We start from the raw sequence: 14,022 nt of genomic DNA on the forward strand, positions 1-14,022 counted from the left end.
GGAACGCAAGCGATTTTCAGCCCTGAGAAAAAACCCACTATGAGATCAAAAACTTCTTCTTTATTAACGCCCGATTAACGAACGGTTACAGCTTACCCTTCCCTGTTTTCATTACGTGGAACGTCCTAACGCACGATGCGGATAACGAACATTACAGAGAGGTTTACCTTCCTGAAGACATGGAGCCGGAACTGCCCCGCCGGCTGGAGCCTGCTGATCGCCATTGTTGCAAGCCTGTGTTCAGGCCTCGGTTCGGGATACATGTTTTTCAGACTGGATCACGCCCATGCCACACAGGCACTGGCTTACAAGGATGCCCAGATCGCCATCCTGACAGCCCAGAAACAGGCTGTGGAAGCGCGAGCGAAAGCAGACCAGATCAAGGCGAATGCAGTGTGGCGAGACATTTCTGATGAGGCGCGTGTCTGCCTGCAGAGTGATTTTGTGAACCTCAGAAACGACTTTGAGATCATCACGCTCGCGGGCGATGCGGAAGCGACTTTCATGGCCGACCTGACACAGGGCGTCCTGGAAGGGATCGACCGGAAGGTCCAGCGCTCACAGATATTTTCCGCCCGAGGGATCGGAGAATATTACGTCTACAACAAGAACTCCCGGATTGCTTCCAGCATCGCCGCGACACTGAGTCGCTGCGGCTTCCCTGCCCGCACCATGTCAGCACCGATTACGGCGGCAGGCATCGCCGGACCTCTTCCGACCGGCTTTGACACATCCAGTGCGGTTCAGCTTTTCATCAACACACACAAAAAGCCGCACTTCAGCTACGACTGAAGCAGACGACCATGTTCAGTCGATACGGATCAGGAGCGCCGTGTGACCTGACGGAATGTCATGTTGAGACGGCACTCGCCCGTCAGAGGATGCGAGGATACTGCCAGGGGAGCGACGCCGTGGAACATCATCCGTGATGGACCGCCCCACACCACGACATCGCCATGTGACAACCGAAACCGGCGCACGGGAGCGGCCCGATCAAGACCGCCCCACAGAAATGTCGCCGCCACTCCAAGAGAGACAGAGACAATCGGTATCTCGGCGTCTTCCTCATCCTTGTCCTGATGCAGGGACAGACGCGTTCCGGGACGATACAGATTGAGCAGACCGGCTTGTAGTGGAGGATGCGGAAATCCCGCGGCTTCCGTCGCCTCTTCCACCAGTGACCGGAACACATCAGGCATGACAGGCCATGGCTGACCATTTTCCGGCTGGACAGGCGTGTAGCGATAACCAGATCGATCCGAGACCCAGCCATAATCGCCAAAGGAAGCCATCGCGACGGACATGCGGTGACCACCGGGCGTGACAAGATGTCTGAACGGGGCCTGCCGGACGATATGACGAGCCGCCTCCAGCAGAGCGGGCGCCCGGGAAAGCGCCATGCCGGGGAAAATAAAGGCGCCCGTATCCAGCTGGATACGCTCCTGCGCACCACTGCCTCGCCCGGTCTCGGTTACGTTGAGAAAGTCGAAAAGATCCCCGGTCACTGGCCTTTCTCCTGTCTCATTATCCGCTCCCCCGCTGATAGCACGTCTGCCCGTGATCTATTGCGGTTGTAAGATGGTGGAGGGTAATTGTAGACTGATAGAAATGACCCTGATGATGAGCTGCCCGGTCGCGCGCCCGCAACCCAGCCCTGAGAGATCTGTATCTATGCGTGTTCTTACCAGACTCACCGGCTTTTTCCCAACGGCAGGCCTTCTTCTGCTGCTGACGGCCACCAGCGTGTCCCTGTCCGGACAGGCGATGGCGCAGCAGAGCGACGCCTTGTCCGGTGCCGAAATGATGTCCGGTGACCCGACACGGGAAGACTCCGGTGCAGGCGTACCGACAGGTCGTCATGAAAATCTGCACGTCAAAGGACGCAGGAAGCTGCCGCCCGGATATCAGGATGCGCCTTCAATGGATATACTGCATGGTCCTGATCCCGAGCACGCCCAGCATGTGACACGCGATGCGGTCACAGGGGCCGACCTGTCGAGATTCGGTTCCGCCTATCAGGATTCGGGTCCGACCGGCTCGGGCAGCCTCGGCGATTCCACGGGTAACGGCTGGGTCGCGCCCCGCTGACGGACTATGTCCAAAACAGTTCTGTTCCTCTGAAGACAAGATGACGGACGGATCAAACCGGTCGCCCGGCTGCGTCATATGCAGGTGACACAGCCTCCGCATCCGCTTTCTCAAACTGCTTTTTTCGAAAAAATATAACCGCCATTGCAAGCAAATGCCTGATGGCGACGTTATGCCGTATCTCAGATCATGATAATGATGACCGCAGCTTCAGGTGACCCAGACGCTCATGGCTTCCGAACAGACCCTCGACGACCAACAGCAAGCGCCCCCACCGGACGAAACGCCGCTCGACAGTATTGCCCGCATCCTGCGTCTTACCCTGACCATTGCCGCAGTCATGCTGTCGATCTGGCTGATCGGCGACGTGATCATGGTGGTCTTTGCATCCACCTTGTTTGCCGTGATCCTGCACGGGCTCGCCCGTATGCTGAAACGCTGGACAAAACTGCCTTATGGCGCGGCGCTCGCTATCGTCTGCGTGCTGATGGTCACGCTGACCGTCGGGATCGGCTGGTCAAGCGGCTCGGACATTGTCGCGCAGGCCGCCAAACTGCGCGACGCCCTGACCACACAGGTCTACGCCCTTCGTGACCGGCTTGCGGCATGGCCACAGGGACAGGTCCTGCTGGACTATCTTCCGGCGTCTCTGGGTGGACACGGCGGCGGCGGCGGTACCTCCGGCAGCGGTGGTCTGATGTCGCTGGGCTCGCGGATTGCAGGCTCCATGACCGGATTTCTCGGTTCCGCGTTCGGCGTAATGGGCACGCTCGCCGTCGTGGTTATCGCCGGACTGTATTTCGCGGCGTCTCCCGCTCTCTATGCCAACGGCATCCTCCGACTTGTACCGCGCCACTGGCGTGCACGGGGACAGGAAGTCATGCTTGTCGCGGCAGACACGCTGTGGGCATGGGTTGCGGGACAGGCGCTGGATATGGCCGTCGTCGGCATCCTGTCCGGCATGGGACTGTGGATCATTGGCGTGCCTCTGGCCGTCAGTCTCGGCTTTCTGGCCGCGCTCTGCAATTTCATTCCCTATATCGGTGCGATTCTCGGCGCTGTCCCCGCCCTGCTGCTGGCGCTGTCTCTTGGCCTGCGCGAGACTGCCATGGTGGCCGCGCTCTACGCGGTCATCCAGTTTTTTGAAGGGAACGTGATGGCTCCGCTGATTCAGCGCCGGGCGGTACAGATGCCACCCGGTCTGACAGTGCTGTCCCAGACATTCTTCGGCGGCATTTTCGGCGCACCGGGACTGATCCTCGCCTCCCCGCTAACCGCCATGCTGCTGGCAGTCGGTGACAAACTCGCACCACCGCTCGAAGATGATGAACGTGTCTGAACGTCCTCCTTTATCCCGCCTTGCCGGACTGCTCTGCCTGACAAGTCTCGTCGCCGTCACCGGATGCGCCCGGTACGAACAGACCAAACGCCAGTTCTGTACGCAGGAAAAGCCAGACACCACTCTGCTGCGTCAGCCGACGCTGGCTGACTTCATCCAGAGTTGTGGTCTCCAGTATTATCCCGACGCGACGGGTCAGATAACGCTGCATTACAACCCGCCGCGTCACGACGACACGCTGCCGGTTTCCGCCCCGAAAGCCTTTGCCGTCAGTGATGCCGGTGGCTCGCGGGGACGGCTTTGGTATCTCTGTATGCCTGTTCCCTATCTGGCGTCTCCGGGCAGCCGGGTGGAAAGCACTCTGGCCGTCTGTCGTTATGCCGGATCGGGCGAGGATCGCATGTCGCTGACCTATGATCCGACGGATGCCGCTACATACAGTCCGCGAAACTGGTGAAAGCAGTCCGTTTCGACGCACGGGGATATTCCCCCAACAGTCAGGGCTGGAAAAACGCAATCAGCCTCGCTAAACCGGCGCTATGAACGACGTCGATTTCTCCCTCGCCGGGGCCACTGCTGCGCCCACACAGATTCTGATCGCCCCTCAGGCCGTACTGCGCCAGAAGGCCCGGATCGTGCGTCCCGAGGATATGGATACGCTGAAAGCGACGCTGCCGGGCATGTTTTCAGCCATGTATGCCGCGCCCGGCATCGGTCTGGCAGCCCCTCAGGTGGGCATCAGCCAGCGTTATGTGATTGTCGACCTTGGCGATGCTGAAGACCGCCAGCCGATCGTTCTCATCAATCCCGAAATCCTCACAGAAAGCGAAGTCATGACGCCGCGTGAGGAAGGATGCCTTTCGCTGCCCAACCAGTATGCGGAAGTGGTCCGTCCGGAAGCGGTCCGGGTGCGCTGGACGAACGTGGAAGGCGAACGCTGCGAGCGCGAGGTGGACGGACTGCTGGCGACCTGCATCCAGCACGAGATCGACCATCTCGACGGCGTTTTATTCGTGGATCATCTCTCCACGCTGCGTCGCAACATGATCATGCGACGTCTGGCGAAAGAGCAGAAACTCAAGCACTGAGACTGCACCGGCGAAGTTTTCACATTGCCGGGCGGGCCTGCTCCTGTTCCGGCCTGACTTGCGGAGAACAGACCGATGCGTCTGGCCTTTATGGGCACGCCCGATTTCGCCGTTCCGGCGCTCTATGCTCTCCGCGATGCCGGGCATGAGATTGCGGCCGTCTATACCCAGCCACCAAGGCCGGCCGGACGTGGCAAGGCATTGCGTCTCTCCCCTGTGCATCATGCAGCGGAGACGCTCGGCATTCTCGTGCGCTGCCCGGAAAAGTTGCGGAACAATCAGGAAGAACTGGACTGGTTCGCCGCGCAGAAATTCGATGTCGCCATTGTCGCGGCCTATGGCCTGATCCTGCCGAAAGCGATGCTCGACGCCCCCGAACGGGGCTGCCTGAACATCCACGCCAGTCTGCTCCCCCGCTGGCGGGGCGCGTCTCCCATCCAGAGCGCCATTCTGGCCGGTGACACGGAAAGCGGCGTGACGATCATGCAGATGGATGTCGGTCTGGATACCGGCGACATGCTGTCCTCAGTGGGTGTGCCCATCACAGCAGTGACGACGGCAACCAGCCTGCATGACGAACTGGCAGCGCTGGGCGCGAAGATGGTGGTGGATGTGTTGCGTGAGTGTCCGCAGGCAATCCCACAGCCTGAAGAGGGCGTGACCTACGCCGCTCGTCTGACGAAGGAGGATGGGCGCATCGACTGGACGCAGCCTGCGGAGACCATCGACCGACAGGTCCGCGCCCTGACACCTTGGCCAGGCGCTTTCACCACGCTGGATGACGTGACTCTGAAAATCGGCGCAGTTGAGATCGAGGCAAAACGCTCAAGCACGCCGGGCACGGTTCTGGATGACCGCCTGACTGTGGCGTGCGGCGAGGACACAGCCCTCCGCATCTGCCGGATTCAGCGCCCCGGACGCGGCATGATGGACGCAGAGGCGTTTCTGCGTGGACAGCCCATGACGGTCGGCACGCGCCTCGGGTCATGACTGACGACTCCACGCCGGCGTTTTTCAGCCAGAGCCATGCGCCCGAAGACCGGCAGCGCTGGGCCGTCAAAATAGAGTATGACGGCACCGGTCTGGTCGGCTGGCAGCGGCAGAAAACCGGCCTGTCCGTGCAGCAACTATTGGAAGAAGCGGCCTCACGCATGGCTGGGGGACGGACCGTTCCCAGCATCACTGCCGGTCGCACTGATGCGCGCGTCCATGCCACCGGGCAGGTCGCGCATCTTGATTTCCCCATCTCTCTACCGCTGAACCCTCGCGCAGTGCGGGACGGTCTTTCCTACCATCTCAAACCACATCCCGTGGTAGTCCTGCAGGCAGCTTCCGTCGATCCGACATGGAGCGCCCGCTTTTCAGCAACCCGTCGTCGCTATCGCTACAGGCTTCTGAATCGCCCATCCCGCCCCGGCATCGAAGCCGGTAGAGTGTGGCATGTGCGCCATCCGCTCGATGTCCCGGCCATGCACGCCGCTGCGCAGAGTCTGCTGGGAACGCACGATTTCTCGACATTCAGGGCGGTCGCCTGTCAGGCGAGGAGCCCCGTCCGCACACTCGATCGACTGGATGTCACCCGTGGTGGCGAGATGATCCTGTTCGATGTCGAAGCCCGTTCCTTCCTGCATCATCAGGTGAGGAATCTGGTCGGTACGCTGCAACTCGTCGGTTGTGGCCGCTGGGATGCTGAAAGACTACGCACGGCTCTGGAGGCGCGTGACCGCTGCGCTGGTGGCCCAACAGCCCCTTCCGAAGGCCTGTATCTGGTGGGCGTGGATTACGATCCTGATCCGTTTGGATGATATTGAGAGTCTCTGAATCAGGTCTACCTATGGTAAAATGTCACAGTTTGCTCTCTTCTATCCATTCATGAGGCATTGTGGGAATAGATGAGACCATATTGCAACCATATCCACTTTCCATTTTATTTAAAGAGCCTTTCAAAATCGTGGATTGGCACTTTGAACCGACAAGTGTGCAAGTGACGCGCGTGAAAGCTCGATTGGGCTCAGGTCCATTCTTTAAGATGGAAGATAAAGCTTGCTGCGATATAGATTGCGGCCATGAAAGTGTGAGCACATCGGTCGTATCTGATGACGACGCGCCGCCAGTCTTTCAGCTTTGCAACCATGTTTTCGATGAGATGGCGCTTTTTATACAGATGGCAGTCGTAAGGTGGCCCTGATTTCCGGTTCTTCTTCGGAGAAAAACAGGCAATAATATTCCGTTCTGCGGGAGACAGCCCGATTTTATTGCTGTCGTATCCCCGGTCCCCGATGACTTCTTCTGTCCCATCGGGAAGATCGCTCAGAAGAATGTCTGCCCCTTTGAAGTCACTCAACTGGCCCGCTGTCAGATGCAGCCGAACCGGTCGTCCCTGACCATCACACATGGCATGGAGTCTTAAGTTCAGTCCGTCCTTTGTCTGTCCGATATGGCGAGGAAAAGCCCGTTGCGAATTACATACACGATCCCGCTCAAGGATATGTCGATCGTCCATACATGGCCCCCCATGCGCCAGCGGGAAAACGACCTGATCCTCTCAATCTGGCGTTCAGACAGCCAAGACACATCACCCACAGCTTCACCTCCATTATGAAGACTGTGAATCACAACAGAATGATCAACTTAATGAATTAATAGGCCTTGAGTCCAAGTTTGGATCAGTCACTCCACTCCTTTCTACCGAAAAGAACGAATCTACTTGCCAATTCTTCCATCATATTGAAAGACACTTCAAGAAAATTATACCGAAGCCAATTTTGCTTCCCTTGCTTTTTCTATCTGAATACCGAGAGATCTGCCAATCTTTTGCGATGGAGTTTCGATATATTTGTTAAATATAACAGCAACAAAAATAGCCACAAAAAACGAAACAAAAACACTGGAGGGATACGAAAGAAAATTATCAAGCAACCTTATACACACAGCGTATACTATAACATGAGTAAGATATAAACTATAAGATATTTTTCCCAACCAAACCGCAAACCTACTATCAAGTAATTTAGTTACAACCCGAAAATCAAAACAAATACATACAAGAGCAAATGAAGAAATAGAACTCACAAATAGAAGCATAAAATTCCTTGCACTATAATTTGCTCCAGCCGTTTCCGGATAAACACACATACCAAAAAGAGAAAAAATTAAAATTAAATATTTATATTTTTTACCAATATTATTCATATTTGATTTTATTTTTTCATAATTCAATGACATTATCGCACCAAAAGAAAACATGTATGTATACGATAAGCTTGATATTATTGAGGACAATATATGAATACCAAAAACATGCCTATTTATAAAAATCATCGAAAAACTCAATATCACAAAAGTAAATACAGATAAATATCCAAACCTAAAAATTAAATAAAAAATAAATGGAAATATAAATGACTGCCGCATCTCAACTATAAGACTCCACATTGGATTATCCAATGTAGTCATAGATCCATCCATAATTAAATGATGGAATAATGTTTTAATGGTAGAAGGATCATTCCATGTATAATCATTAAACCAATAAGATGCACTTGGAACCTCTCCCCCAAGAAGCAGATAAAAACAAAAAGACACTATTATAGCTACAGAAAATGGGAACCATATTCTAAATATTCTTTTTATTATATACGAAAAATAATCAAAATTATCATTTTTAACAAAAGAAATACCAAGCACAAAACCACTCATTACAAAAAACAAAACAACCATCGATGGACCGGAAGTAAGCAACCTCAATGGTGTGAGATAAGTCCAGAACATAAAACTACCCACAGGGTACGAAAATAATGTCTTATAATCCTCTAAGGTACCCGGAAAACATAATAGAGTATGATGGAATACAACAATAAGCGCGGCTATTCCTCTCAATCCATCCAATGATTTAACGTGCATAACATCCCCATTTCCAGCCTGAAAGTGAGTTATATGACTCACAAAAAGACGTAACATAATTGGAAAATAGACTTTTATTCAAAGAATAATCATCAAAACCATTTTCCTGCATATCCAAGCACTTCTACACAGCCTGTATTCTTCAGTTTTTTCGTCTCCGACAGCCTGATATTACATAATTTTTACGTAAGAGAAAGAGGATGCCAACATTAGTTGAAGATCAGAAATCACCGTAAAATACAAATGTAGGGTAGTCTTCACTCCTGCAAAACGACTGCCTGTGTTCACCATCAGCCTCAGCAATCTTTTTTTCTCTCATCGTGAACCCGCATCTCCCTCTTGCGTCCCGCCGCCGGTTCAGTCAAACCAAGCCTTTACTTCAACTTGCGCTGGTCACGGGATTATCGGGACTGGCCAATCTTGCGCTGTCAACGGCAAGGGCCTGAAGACCTCACATGATCTCCCTTTTCATCGGCCGACTTATCGTCCTGTGCGCCAAGCGCGCTTCTCTCGTCGTCGCATTTTTCATGCTGCTGGCCGCGACGTCCGTCTGGGTGAGCTACAATCACCTTGGCGTGACCACCGACACGGACAAGATGCTGTCCGACAAGCTGGCCTGGAAAAAACGCTCTGACATGATGGGAAAGCTGTTCCCTCAGAAGGACAATCTTCTGGTTGCGGTCATCGAGGCCGATCTGCCTGAAGAAGGACGCGCCACGGCGCGCGCTCTGGCCGACAGACTGTCCGGAGATCACGATCACTTCAATTATATCCGCCTGCCGGATGACAACGCCTACCTCAACCGCAACGGGCTGATGTTTCTCGACCAGAAGGCTCTCTCCAAGGTTCTGGACGACACCGTTGCAGCCCAGCCTTTCCTTGGCGCTCTGGCAGCCGACCCGTCGGCGCGCGGTCTGTTTGACTCGCTCGGGCTGATCGCAGAAGGCGTCAAACGCGGTCAGGCCAATATGGCTGGCTTTCAGGCTCCCCTGAACGGCTTCGCCAACAGTCTCGAAGCGGCGGCGAACGGGCATCCTGAATTCCTGTCATGGCAGCAGCTTCTGGCCGGAAACCTGACAGATCTGGCAGGCCGCTACCAGTTCGTGATGACCCAACCAAAGCTGGATTACGGTTCATTCCAGCCGGGCGGCGCAGCGTCCGACGCCATTCGCGCCGCAGCGAAAGGTCTTGAATTCGTAAAAACAGGTCATGCCCATGTTTATCTGACAGGCGATGTGCAGATCAGTGACGAGGAATTCGCCACCGTTGCCGATGGCATGGTCGCGGGCCTGCTGGGTTCACTGGCGCTCGTCATCCTGTGGCTGACACTGGCCGTGCATACATGGCGCGTCATTGTGCCAATCGTGATCACCCTGATCACCGGCCTTCTATTGACGACTGGGTTCGCGGCTGTGGCTGTCGGCACACTGAACCTGATCTCCGTGGCGTTCGCCATTCTGTTTGTCGGTATCGCCGTGGATTTCGCGATCCAGTTCTCGGTGCGTCTGCGTGGTCAGCAGCCGACGCAATCCGGCGAAGCGGGACTGGAAGAAGCGCTGTTCAAGACCGGTGAAGAAACCGGTCACCAGATTCTGGTGGCAGCTCTGGCGACAGCCGCCGGCTTCCTAGCCTTCACCCCCACAGCGTTTCTGGGCGTGGCGGAACTAGGCCTGATCGCCGGTATTGGCATGCTGGTGGCGTTTGTCTGCACCATCCTGCTGCTGCCCGCCCTGTTGCGGCTTTTCCGTCCATCGGTTGATCATGCACGGACAGGTTATCTGTTCATGAAGCCTGTGGATCGGACGATCCGCCACTGGCGCAAGCCGCTGCTCGCTGTCTTCGCTGTTGTCGCCGTTGCGGGCATTGTCCTGATCCCCGGCCTGAAATTCGACGGTGATCCGCTGCACACCAAGGATCCCAAGTCCGAAGGTATGCGGACCCTGCATCTGCTGATGAGCAATCCGGTCTCGTCGCCCTACAGCGCCGAATATCTTGCGCCCAATCTTGATGCCGCCAAAGCCATGTCGGACAAGGCCGGAAAGCTGCCCGGCGTGCATGACGCCATGTGGCTCGGCTCCTATGTTCCGGAAGATCAGGAGGCTAAGCTGGCGTTGATTGAGGATGCCGCACAGATCCTGATTCCCGGCCTGACCGTGCAGAACCCGCAGGCAGCCCCTGACGCCGCCGCCGTCAAGGCGTCCGCAGCGTCCGCAGCCGCTGCGCTCTCGGGCATTCTGAAGGACCTCGCTCCCACCGACCCGCTGCGTCGCATTCAGGCCGCACTGGCCAAACTCGCAACGGCGCCTGACGCACTGGCCATGCAGACCAACGACGCGCTGGTTCGTTTTCTGCCGATGCAGCTGGACTCGCTGAGAGATGTGCTGTCCGCGCAACCGGTGACCCTCAAGGATGTGCCGGACGTCATCAAACGGGATTATCTGCTTCCGGATGGGCGGGCTCTGGTGGAGATTCATCCCAGCGGCCTGATGTCGAAGCCCGGTGCTCTCCATACCTTCGTCAAGACAGTCCGCCCGCTTTCGCCTGACATGGCCGGATCTGCCGTGGATATTGTCGAAAGTGCAAAGACCATTGTCGGGGCATTCAAGACGGCGGCGATTTCCGCGATCATCATGATCGCGATCATCCTGCTGTTCGCGCTGCGCAAGGTTCTGGATATGGGGCTTGTTCTGGCTCCCCTGCTGCTCTCGGCCCTGATGACCGTCATTCTGATCCGAGTGGTCCCGGAGACCCTGAACTTCGCCAACATCATCGCGCTTCCACTACTGCTGGGCGTGGGCGTGTCGTTCAACATCTACTTCGTGATGAACTGGCGAGCGGGTGTGCAGTATCCCCTCGCTTCGCCAACCGCACGCGCCGTGCTGTTCTCGGCCCTGACGACCGGCACAGCCTTCGGCTCACTAGCGCTTTCGCATCATCCCGGCACCGCCAGCATGGGACGTCTGCTGCTGCTCTCTCTGGGCTGCACCCTTCTGGCGACGCTGGTGTTCATTCCGGCCCTGCTGCCGAAGCGGTCAATCGATCAGGAATAGAAAGAGTTTTTCGCTAAGAATTGGAAAAGGCGAGGACTTCGGTCTTCGCCTTTTTTATTGTGCTGACAATTGGGTAAAAACGGAGAAGACATGTTTGCTGTTCTTGGGGCATCCGGCCATGTTGGAAAGGCTGTAACGGAGCATCTTCTGCAACAGGGCCTTCCCGTAACAGTTGTCATCCATAACCCGCAGAAAGCCGCGGACTGGACAAGGCGAGGCGCTTCTGTTGCTGTGCTTGATATCCACGACACTGAAGCTCTGGCACAGGCACTCAAAAGCGTAGAACGTGCTTTCCTGCTTAATCCACCAGCCAGCCCCTCCCTGAACACGGACCAGGAAGAGCGAAAGACCGTGAGATCAATCCTGCAGGCTGTCAGCAAGACGGATCTTAAAAAGATTGTCGTTCAGTCCACATACGGCGCTCAGGAAGGCGCTCATTGTGGAGATCTGGGTGTTTTGTATGAGTTTGAACGTGGCGCACAGCAATCCTCCATCCCACTGTGCATCGTGCGGGCTGCTTATTATATGAGCAACTGGCTCCCTTCTCTGGCTTTGGCGAAACAGGAGGGATGTTTCCCCAGCCTGTTGCCCTCAGGCCTCAAGGTCCCAATGGTCGCTCCACAGGATGTGGGAAAACTGGCTGCACAATTATTATCTGATCCAGTCAGTGAAACCGGAATCCATAATATTGAAGGACCAGAATATTATTCGGCCCTTGATGTAGCAAGAAGCTTTTCAAAGCATCTATCAGGCGACTTTGCCGTCGATGCCGTTCCACCATCAGACTGGCATGACTACTACAGGACACACGGTTTTTCTGAGGAAGCCACCCATTCGTATGCCAATATGACCGGAATTTTTGTTGAGCAGCGTTATGAAATGCCCGAGAACGTCGTTAAAGGTGAAACAACGCTTTCGGCTTATTTTGACAAAGAAATTTAACTCTTTACGTCTGATATAATTGTTTATGCGCTCACCCCCTATGCTGTTGATCGAAAGAACAGGATACTACTCATCCAATGGGACAAGTGCCTTACGATCCCTTCATATTTATGTGTTATTTCCAATAACTGAATATTCATCAATTCAAAGGCAATTTTTGAGTGTGACAAGATCTATTGCCCTGCCCAGCTTCGGGCTGTCTGTTCTTTCCGGTCTTTGCCTCTGTTCCCAAATGACATTGGCACAATCCGTCAATCTGGAGGCGCTTCATCTTTCCTATGACGGATATTGTGAGACGGTTTCGCAGGCTTTAAAGAACTATGAGCCAAGCACACCCGATGCCGCAGAAGCCAACAAACGCTGGTGGAACGGAGCCATGGCAGGCGGAGGCATACCGCCTTACAATATCCAATATGACCACTACCGTATCATTGATGAGTTTTTTGACGCTTGTCGTTCCAATCCACACACTCAGATCAAACCCATCATGAGGAATATTGGTCTTCAGCATAGATGGATTCTGAATTAGGACGCCACAGACAGGATATTTCGAGCGTCAAGTGTCATGAGGGTCAACGCTATGAAATCCGTATGTTTCATAGCGGGTTTTCATAACTCCATTTTCGACATCAACAACCATGAAGCCTTCCGGCGTTCCATAGCGTGTTCCATGCCACCAGTTGCCGCTCACAGCACCGCCGGTGATATAGGGAACACCATGCCATTCGATCCGCTCAAGGATATGAGTATGTCCCTGTAGAACGCCGATAATATTATATCGATCGAATAACGGCAGCACGTCATAGGCATTTCTCACGCTCATGACATGATGTTTCGGCAGAACAGCCTGTGGCGCGGCATACTCGGCGGCGGCAGTCACCAGCGGGATATGCGTGACGACAATGATTGGCATTCCAACAGGTTGCGCCGCGAGATCCCGTGCCAGCCAGCCAATCTGGGCGTCATCGATCCTGCCTTCATAACCACGATCTTCCGTGATCCCGATTGAGTCCAGCACAACAATATGGACGCCCTTGTGATCAAACGAATAATAAAGCTGCCCGAAATTATCCTCGAAAAACTTCTTTCCATATAAAGGATCAGTCGGTTCCACACCGCTTTTCGTATAAACACCGAAACAGTCATGATTCCCGATCGTATGATGAACAGACAGAGAAAGGTCCTGCGCCGTCCTTTTGTAAAGATCGATCAGCATTGAGGCTCGTCCGGCATTCACGCCCAGCGCGTCAAACACATGGTCTCCACCCTGAATGGCAAAATCTGCTCGGATGGAACGGGCTTTTGCAAAAGCCTGATGACAGCCACCAACCGCGTTCAGCTCCGGCTGAAGATGTGTGTCTGTGATGAACAGAAAGGAGAACGGCTTGTGAGGCCGCAGAGGGGGGCGGACGGGAAGAGCCGCCTCTGCACCAATCGTCCTGATCAGACCCGCACCACCCGCGAGCGACAGAAAAGTTCTTCTGTTGAGATGAAACATTCGGGCCGTCCTCTTCCTGTCCACGCACGGCAAGACTGAAAAACCAGTCTGATCAGAATCCTGCCTCCATTCAAGCATGTCACAAATGCTTCATCTCTCGCACTGACAGCCGGA

Annotated in this window: 14 protein-coding genes; 10 read left to right on the forward strand and 4 right to left on the reverse strand. The window is 54.6% G+C overall.

Annotated features, from left to right (window positions below; all coding sequences use genetic code 11):
• The first annotated feature begins 135 nt into the window (after nucleotides 1-135).
• Nucleotides 136-792 (forward strand): hypothetical protein, encoded by a 657-nt coding sequence (locus EMQ_RS05390; protein ID WP_231367989.1) that lies wholly within the window; start codon nucleotides 136-138, stop codon nucleotides 790-792.
• Between the two features lie 29 nt (nucleotides 793-821).
• Here EMQ_RS05390 and alkB read toward each other — a convergent pair whose 3' ends face one another.
• Nucleotides 822-1,505: a DNA oxidative demethylase AlkB gene (gene alkB / locus EMQ_RS05395; RefSeq protein ID WP_018308347.1), complete on the reverse strand. Its 684-nt coding sequence runs from the start codon at nucleotides 1,503-1,505 to the stop codon at nucleotides 822-824.
• A gap of 166 nt (nucleotides 1,506-1,671) precedes the next feature.
• On the opposite strand from alkB, the gene EMQ_RS05400 reads away from it, so the two are divergent.
• From EMQ_RS05400 to truA, 6 genes are all read left to right on the forward strand, one after another.
• On the forward strand, nucleotides 1,672-2,088 hold the full coding sequence (locus tag EMQ_RS05400; protein WP_010668158.1) for a hypothetical protein: 417 nt from the start codon (nucleotides 1,672-1,674) through the stop codon (nucleotides 2,086-2,088).
• A gap of 229 nt (nucleotides 2,089-2,317) precedes the next feature.
• Nucleotides 2,318-3,427, forward strand: coding sequence for an AI-2E family transporter (locus EMQ_RS05405; RefSeq protein WP_010668159.1), 1,110 nt, complete (start codon nucleotides 2,318-2,320; stop codon nucleotides 3,425-3,427).
• Nucleotides 3,420-3,884 carry a hypothetical protein gene (locus EMQ_RS05410; protein WP_132012029.1) on the forward strand — a complete coding sequence of 155 codons (465 nt, stop codon included), beginning with the start codon at nucleotides 3,420-3,422 and terminating at the stop codon, nucleotides 3,882-3,884. Before EMQ_RS05405 ends, EMQ_RS05410 begins: the two co-directional genes overlap by 8 nt.
• 82 nt (nucleotides 3,885-3,966) lie before the next feature.
• Entirely contained in the window at nucleotides 3,967-4,515 is a 549-nt protein-coding gene (gene def, locus EMQ_RS05415; RefSeq protein WP_010668161.1) for a peptide deformylase, read from the forward strand.
• A 75-nt stretch (nucleotides 4,516-4,590) separates the two neighbouring features.
• Complete coding sequence (fmt, locus tag EMQ_RS05420) at nucleotides 4,591-5,505, forward strand: methionyl-tRNA formyltransferase (RefSeq protein ID WP_010668162.1); 915 nt, start codon at nucleotides 4,591-4,593, stop codon at nucleotides 5,503-5,505.
• Nucleotides 5,502-6,320: a tRNA pseudouridine(38-40) synthase TruA gene (truA, locus tag EMQ_RS05425; protein ID WP_010668163.1), complete on the forward strand. Its 819-nt coding sequence runs from the start codon at nucleotides 5,502-5,504 to the stop codon at nucleotides 6,318-6,320. Before fmt ends, truA begins: the two co-directional genes overlap by 4 nt.
• A gap of 206 nt (nucleotides 6,321-6,526) precedes the next feature.
• Here the strand turns inward: truA and EMQ_RS05430 are convergent, their stop codons facing one another.
• Together EMQ_RS05430 and EMQ_RS05435 are read right to left on the reverse strand one after the other, a co-directional pair.
• On the reverse strand, nucleotides 6,527-7,018 hold the full coding sequence (locus EMQ_RS05430) for an IS5 family transposase (RefSeq protein ID WP_132012028.1): 492 nt from the start codon (nucleotides 7,016-7,018) through the stop codon (nucleotides 6,527-6,529).
• Nucleotides 7,019-7,263: 245 nt separating this feature from the next.
• Nucleotides 7,264-8,475: an acyltransferase family protein gene (locus EMQ_RS05435; protein ID WP_081617509.1), complete on the reverse strand. Its 1,212-nt coding sequence runs from the start codon at nucleotides 8,473-8,475 to the stop codon at nucleotides 7,264-7,266.
• 398 nt (nucleotides 8,476-8,873) lie between these two features.
• On the opposite strand from EMQ_RS05435, the gene EMQ_RS05440 reads away from it, so the two are divergent.
• From EMQ_RS05440 to EMQ_RS05450, 3 genes are all read left to right on the forward strand, one after another.
• Nucleotides 8,874-11,468, forward strand: coding sequence for an MMPL family transporter (locus tag EMQ_RS05440; protein WP_010666689.1), 2,595 nt, complete (start codon nucleotides 8,874-8,876; stop codon nucleotides 11,466-11,468).
• 90 nt (nucleotides 11,469-11,558) lie between these two features.
• Nucleotides 11,559-12,410 (forward strand): NmrA family NAD(P)-binding protein, encoded by an 852-nt coding sequence (locus EMQ_RS05445; RefSeq protein ID WP_010666688.1) that lies wholly within the window; start codon nucleotides 11,559-11,561, stop codon nucleotides 12,408-12,410.
• Nucleotides 12,411-12,573: 163 nt separating this feature from the next.
• On the forward strand, nucleotides 12,574-12,939 hold the full coding sequence (locus EMQ_RS05450) for a hypothetical protein (RefSeq protein ID WP_231367988.1): 366 nt from the start codon (nucleotides 12,574-12,576) through the stop codon (nucleotides 12,937-12,939).
• A 27-nt stretch (nucleotides 12,940-12,966) separates the two neighbouring features.
• Here EMQ_RS05450 and EMQ_RS05455 read toward each other — a convergent pair whose 3' ends face one another.
• The gene (locus EMQ_RS05455) at nucleotides 12,967-13,908 is read right to left on the reverse strand and encodes a metallophosphoesterase family protein (protein WP_018308344.1); all 942 of its coding nucleotides are present in this window, start codon (nucleotides 13,906-13,908) and stop codon (nucleotides 12,967-12,969) included.
• Between the last annotated feature and the right edge of the window lie 114 nt (nucleotides 13,909-14,022).

Source organism: Acetobacter aceti NBRC 14818 (assembly GCF_000193495.2).
Lineage (GTDB): Bacteria > Pseudomonadota > Alphaproteobacteria > Acetobacterales > Acetobacteraceae > Acetobacter > Acetobacter aceti.

Coding starts and splice junctions, on each gene's coding strand:
- EMQ_RS05455 (WP_018308344.1), bottom strand. CDS start 13,908: ATGTTTCATCTCAACAGAAGAACTTTTCTGTCGCTCGCGGGTGGTGCG.
- EMQ_RS05390 (WP_231367989.1), top strand. CDS start 136: ATGCGGATAACGAACATTACAGAGAGGTTTACCTTCCTGAAGACATGG.
- EMQ_RS05440 (WP_010666689.1), top strand. CDS start 8,874: ATGATCTCCCTTTTCATCGGCCGACTTATCGTCCTGTGCGCCAAGCGC.
- EMQ_RS05445 (WP_010666688.1), top strand. CDS start 11,559: ATGTTTGCTGTTCTTGGGGCATCCGGCCATGTTGGAAAGGCTGTAACG.
- EMQ_RS05400 (WP_010668158.1), top strand. CDS start 1,672: ATGCGTGTTCTTACCAGACTCACCGGCTTTTTCCCAACGGCAGGCCTT.
- EMQ_RS05435 (WP_081617509.1), bottom strand. CDS start 8,475: ATGTTACGTCTTTTTGTGAGTCATATAACTCACTTTCAGGCTGGAAAT.
- truA (WP_010668163.1), top strand. CDS start 5,502: ATGACTGACGACTCCACGCCGGCGTTTTTCAGCCAGAGCCATGCGCCC.
- EMQ_RS05430 (WP_132012028.1), bottom strand. CDS start 7,018: ATGGACGATCGACATATCCTTGAGCGGGATCGTGTATGTAATTCGCAA.
- def (WP_010668161.1), top strand. CDS start 3,967: ATGAACGACGTCGATTTCTCCCTCGCCGGGGCCACTGCTGCGCCCACA.
- fmt (WP_010668162.1), top strand. CDS start 4,591: ATGCGTCTGGCCTTTATGGGCACGCCCGATTTCGCCGTTCCGGCGCTC.
- EMQ_RS05405 (WP_010668159.1), top strand. CDS start 2,318: ATGGCTTCCGAACAGACCCTCGACGACCAACAGCAAGCGCCCCCACCG.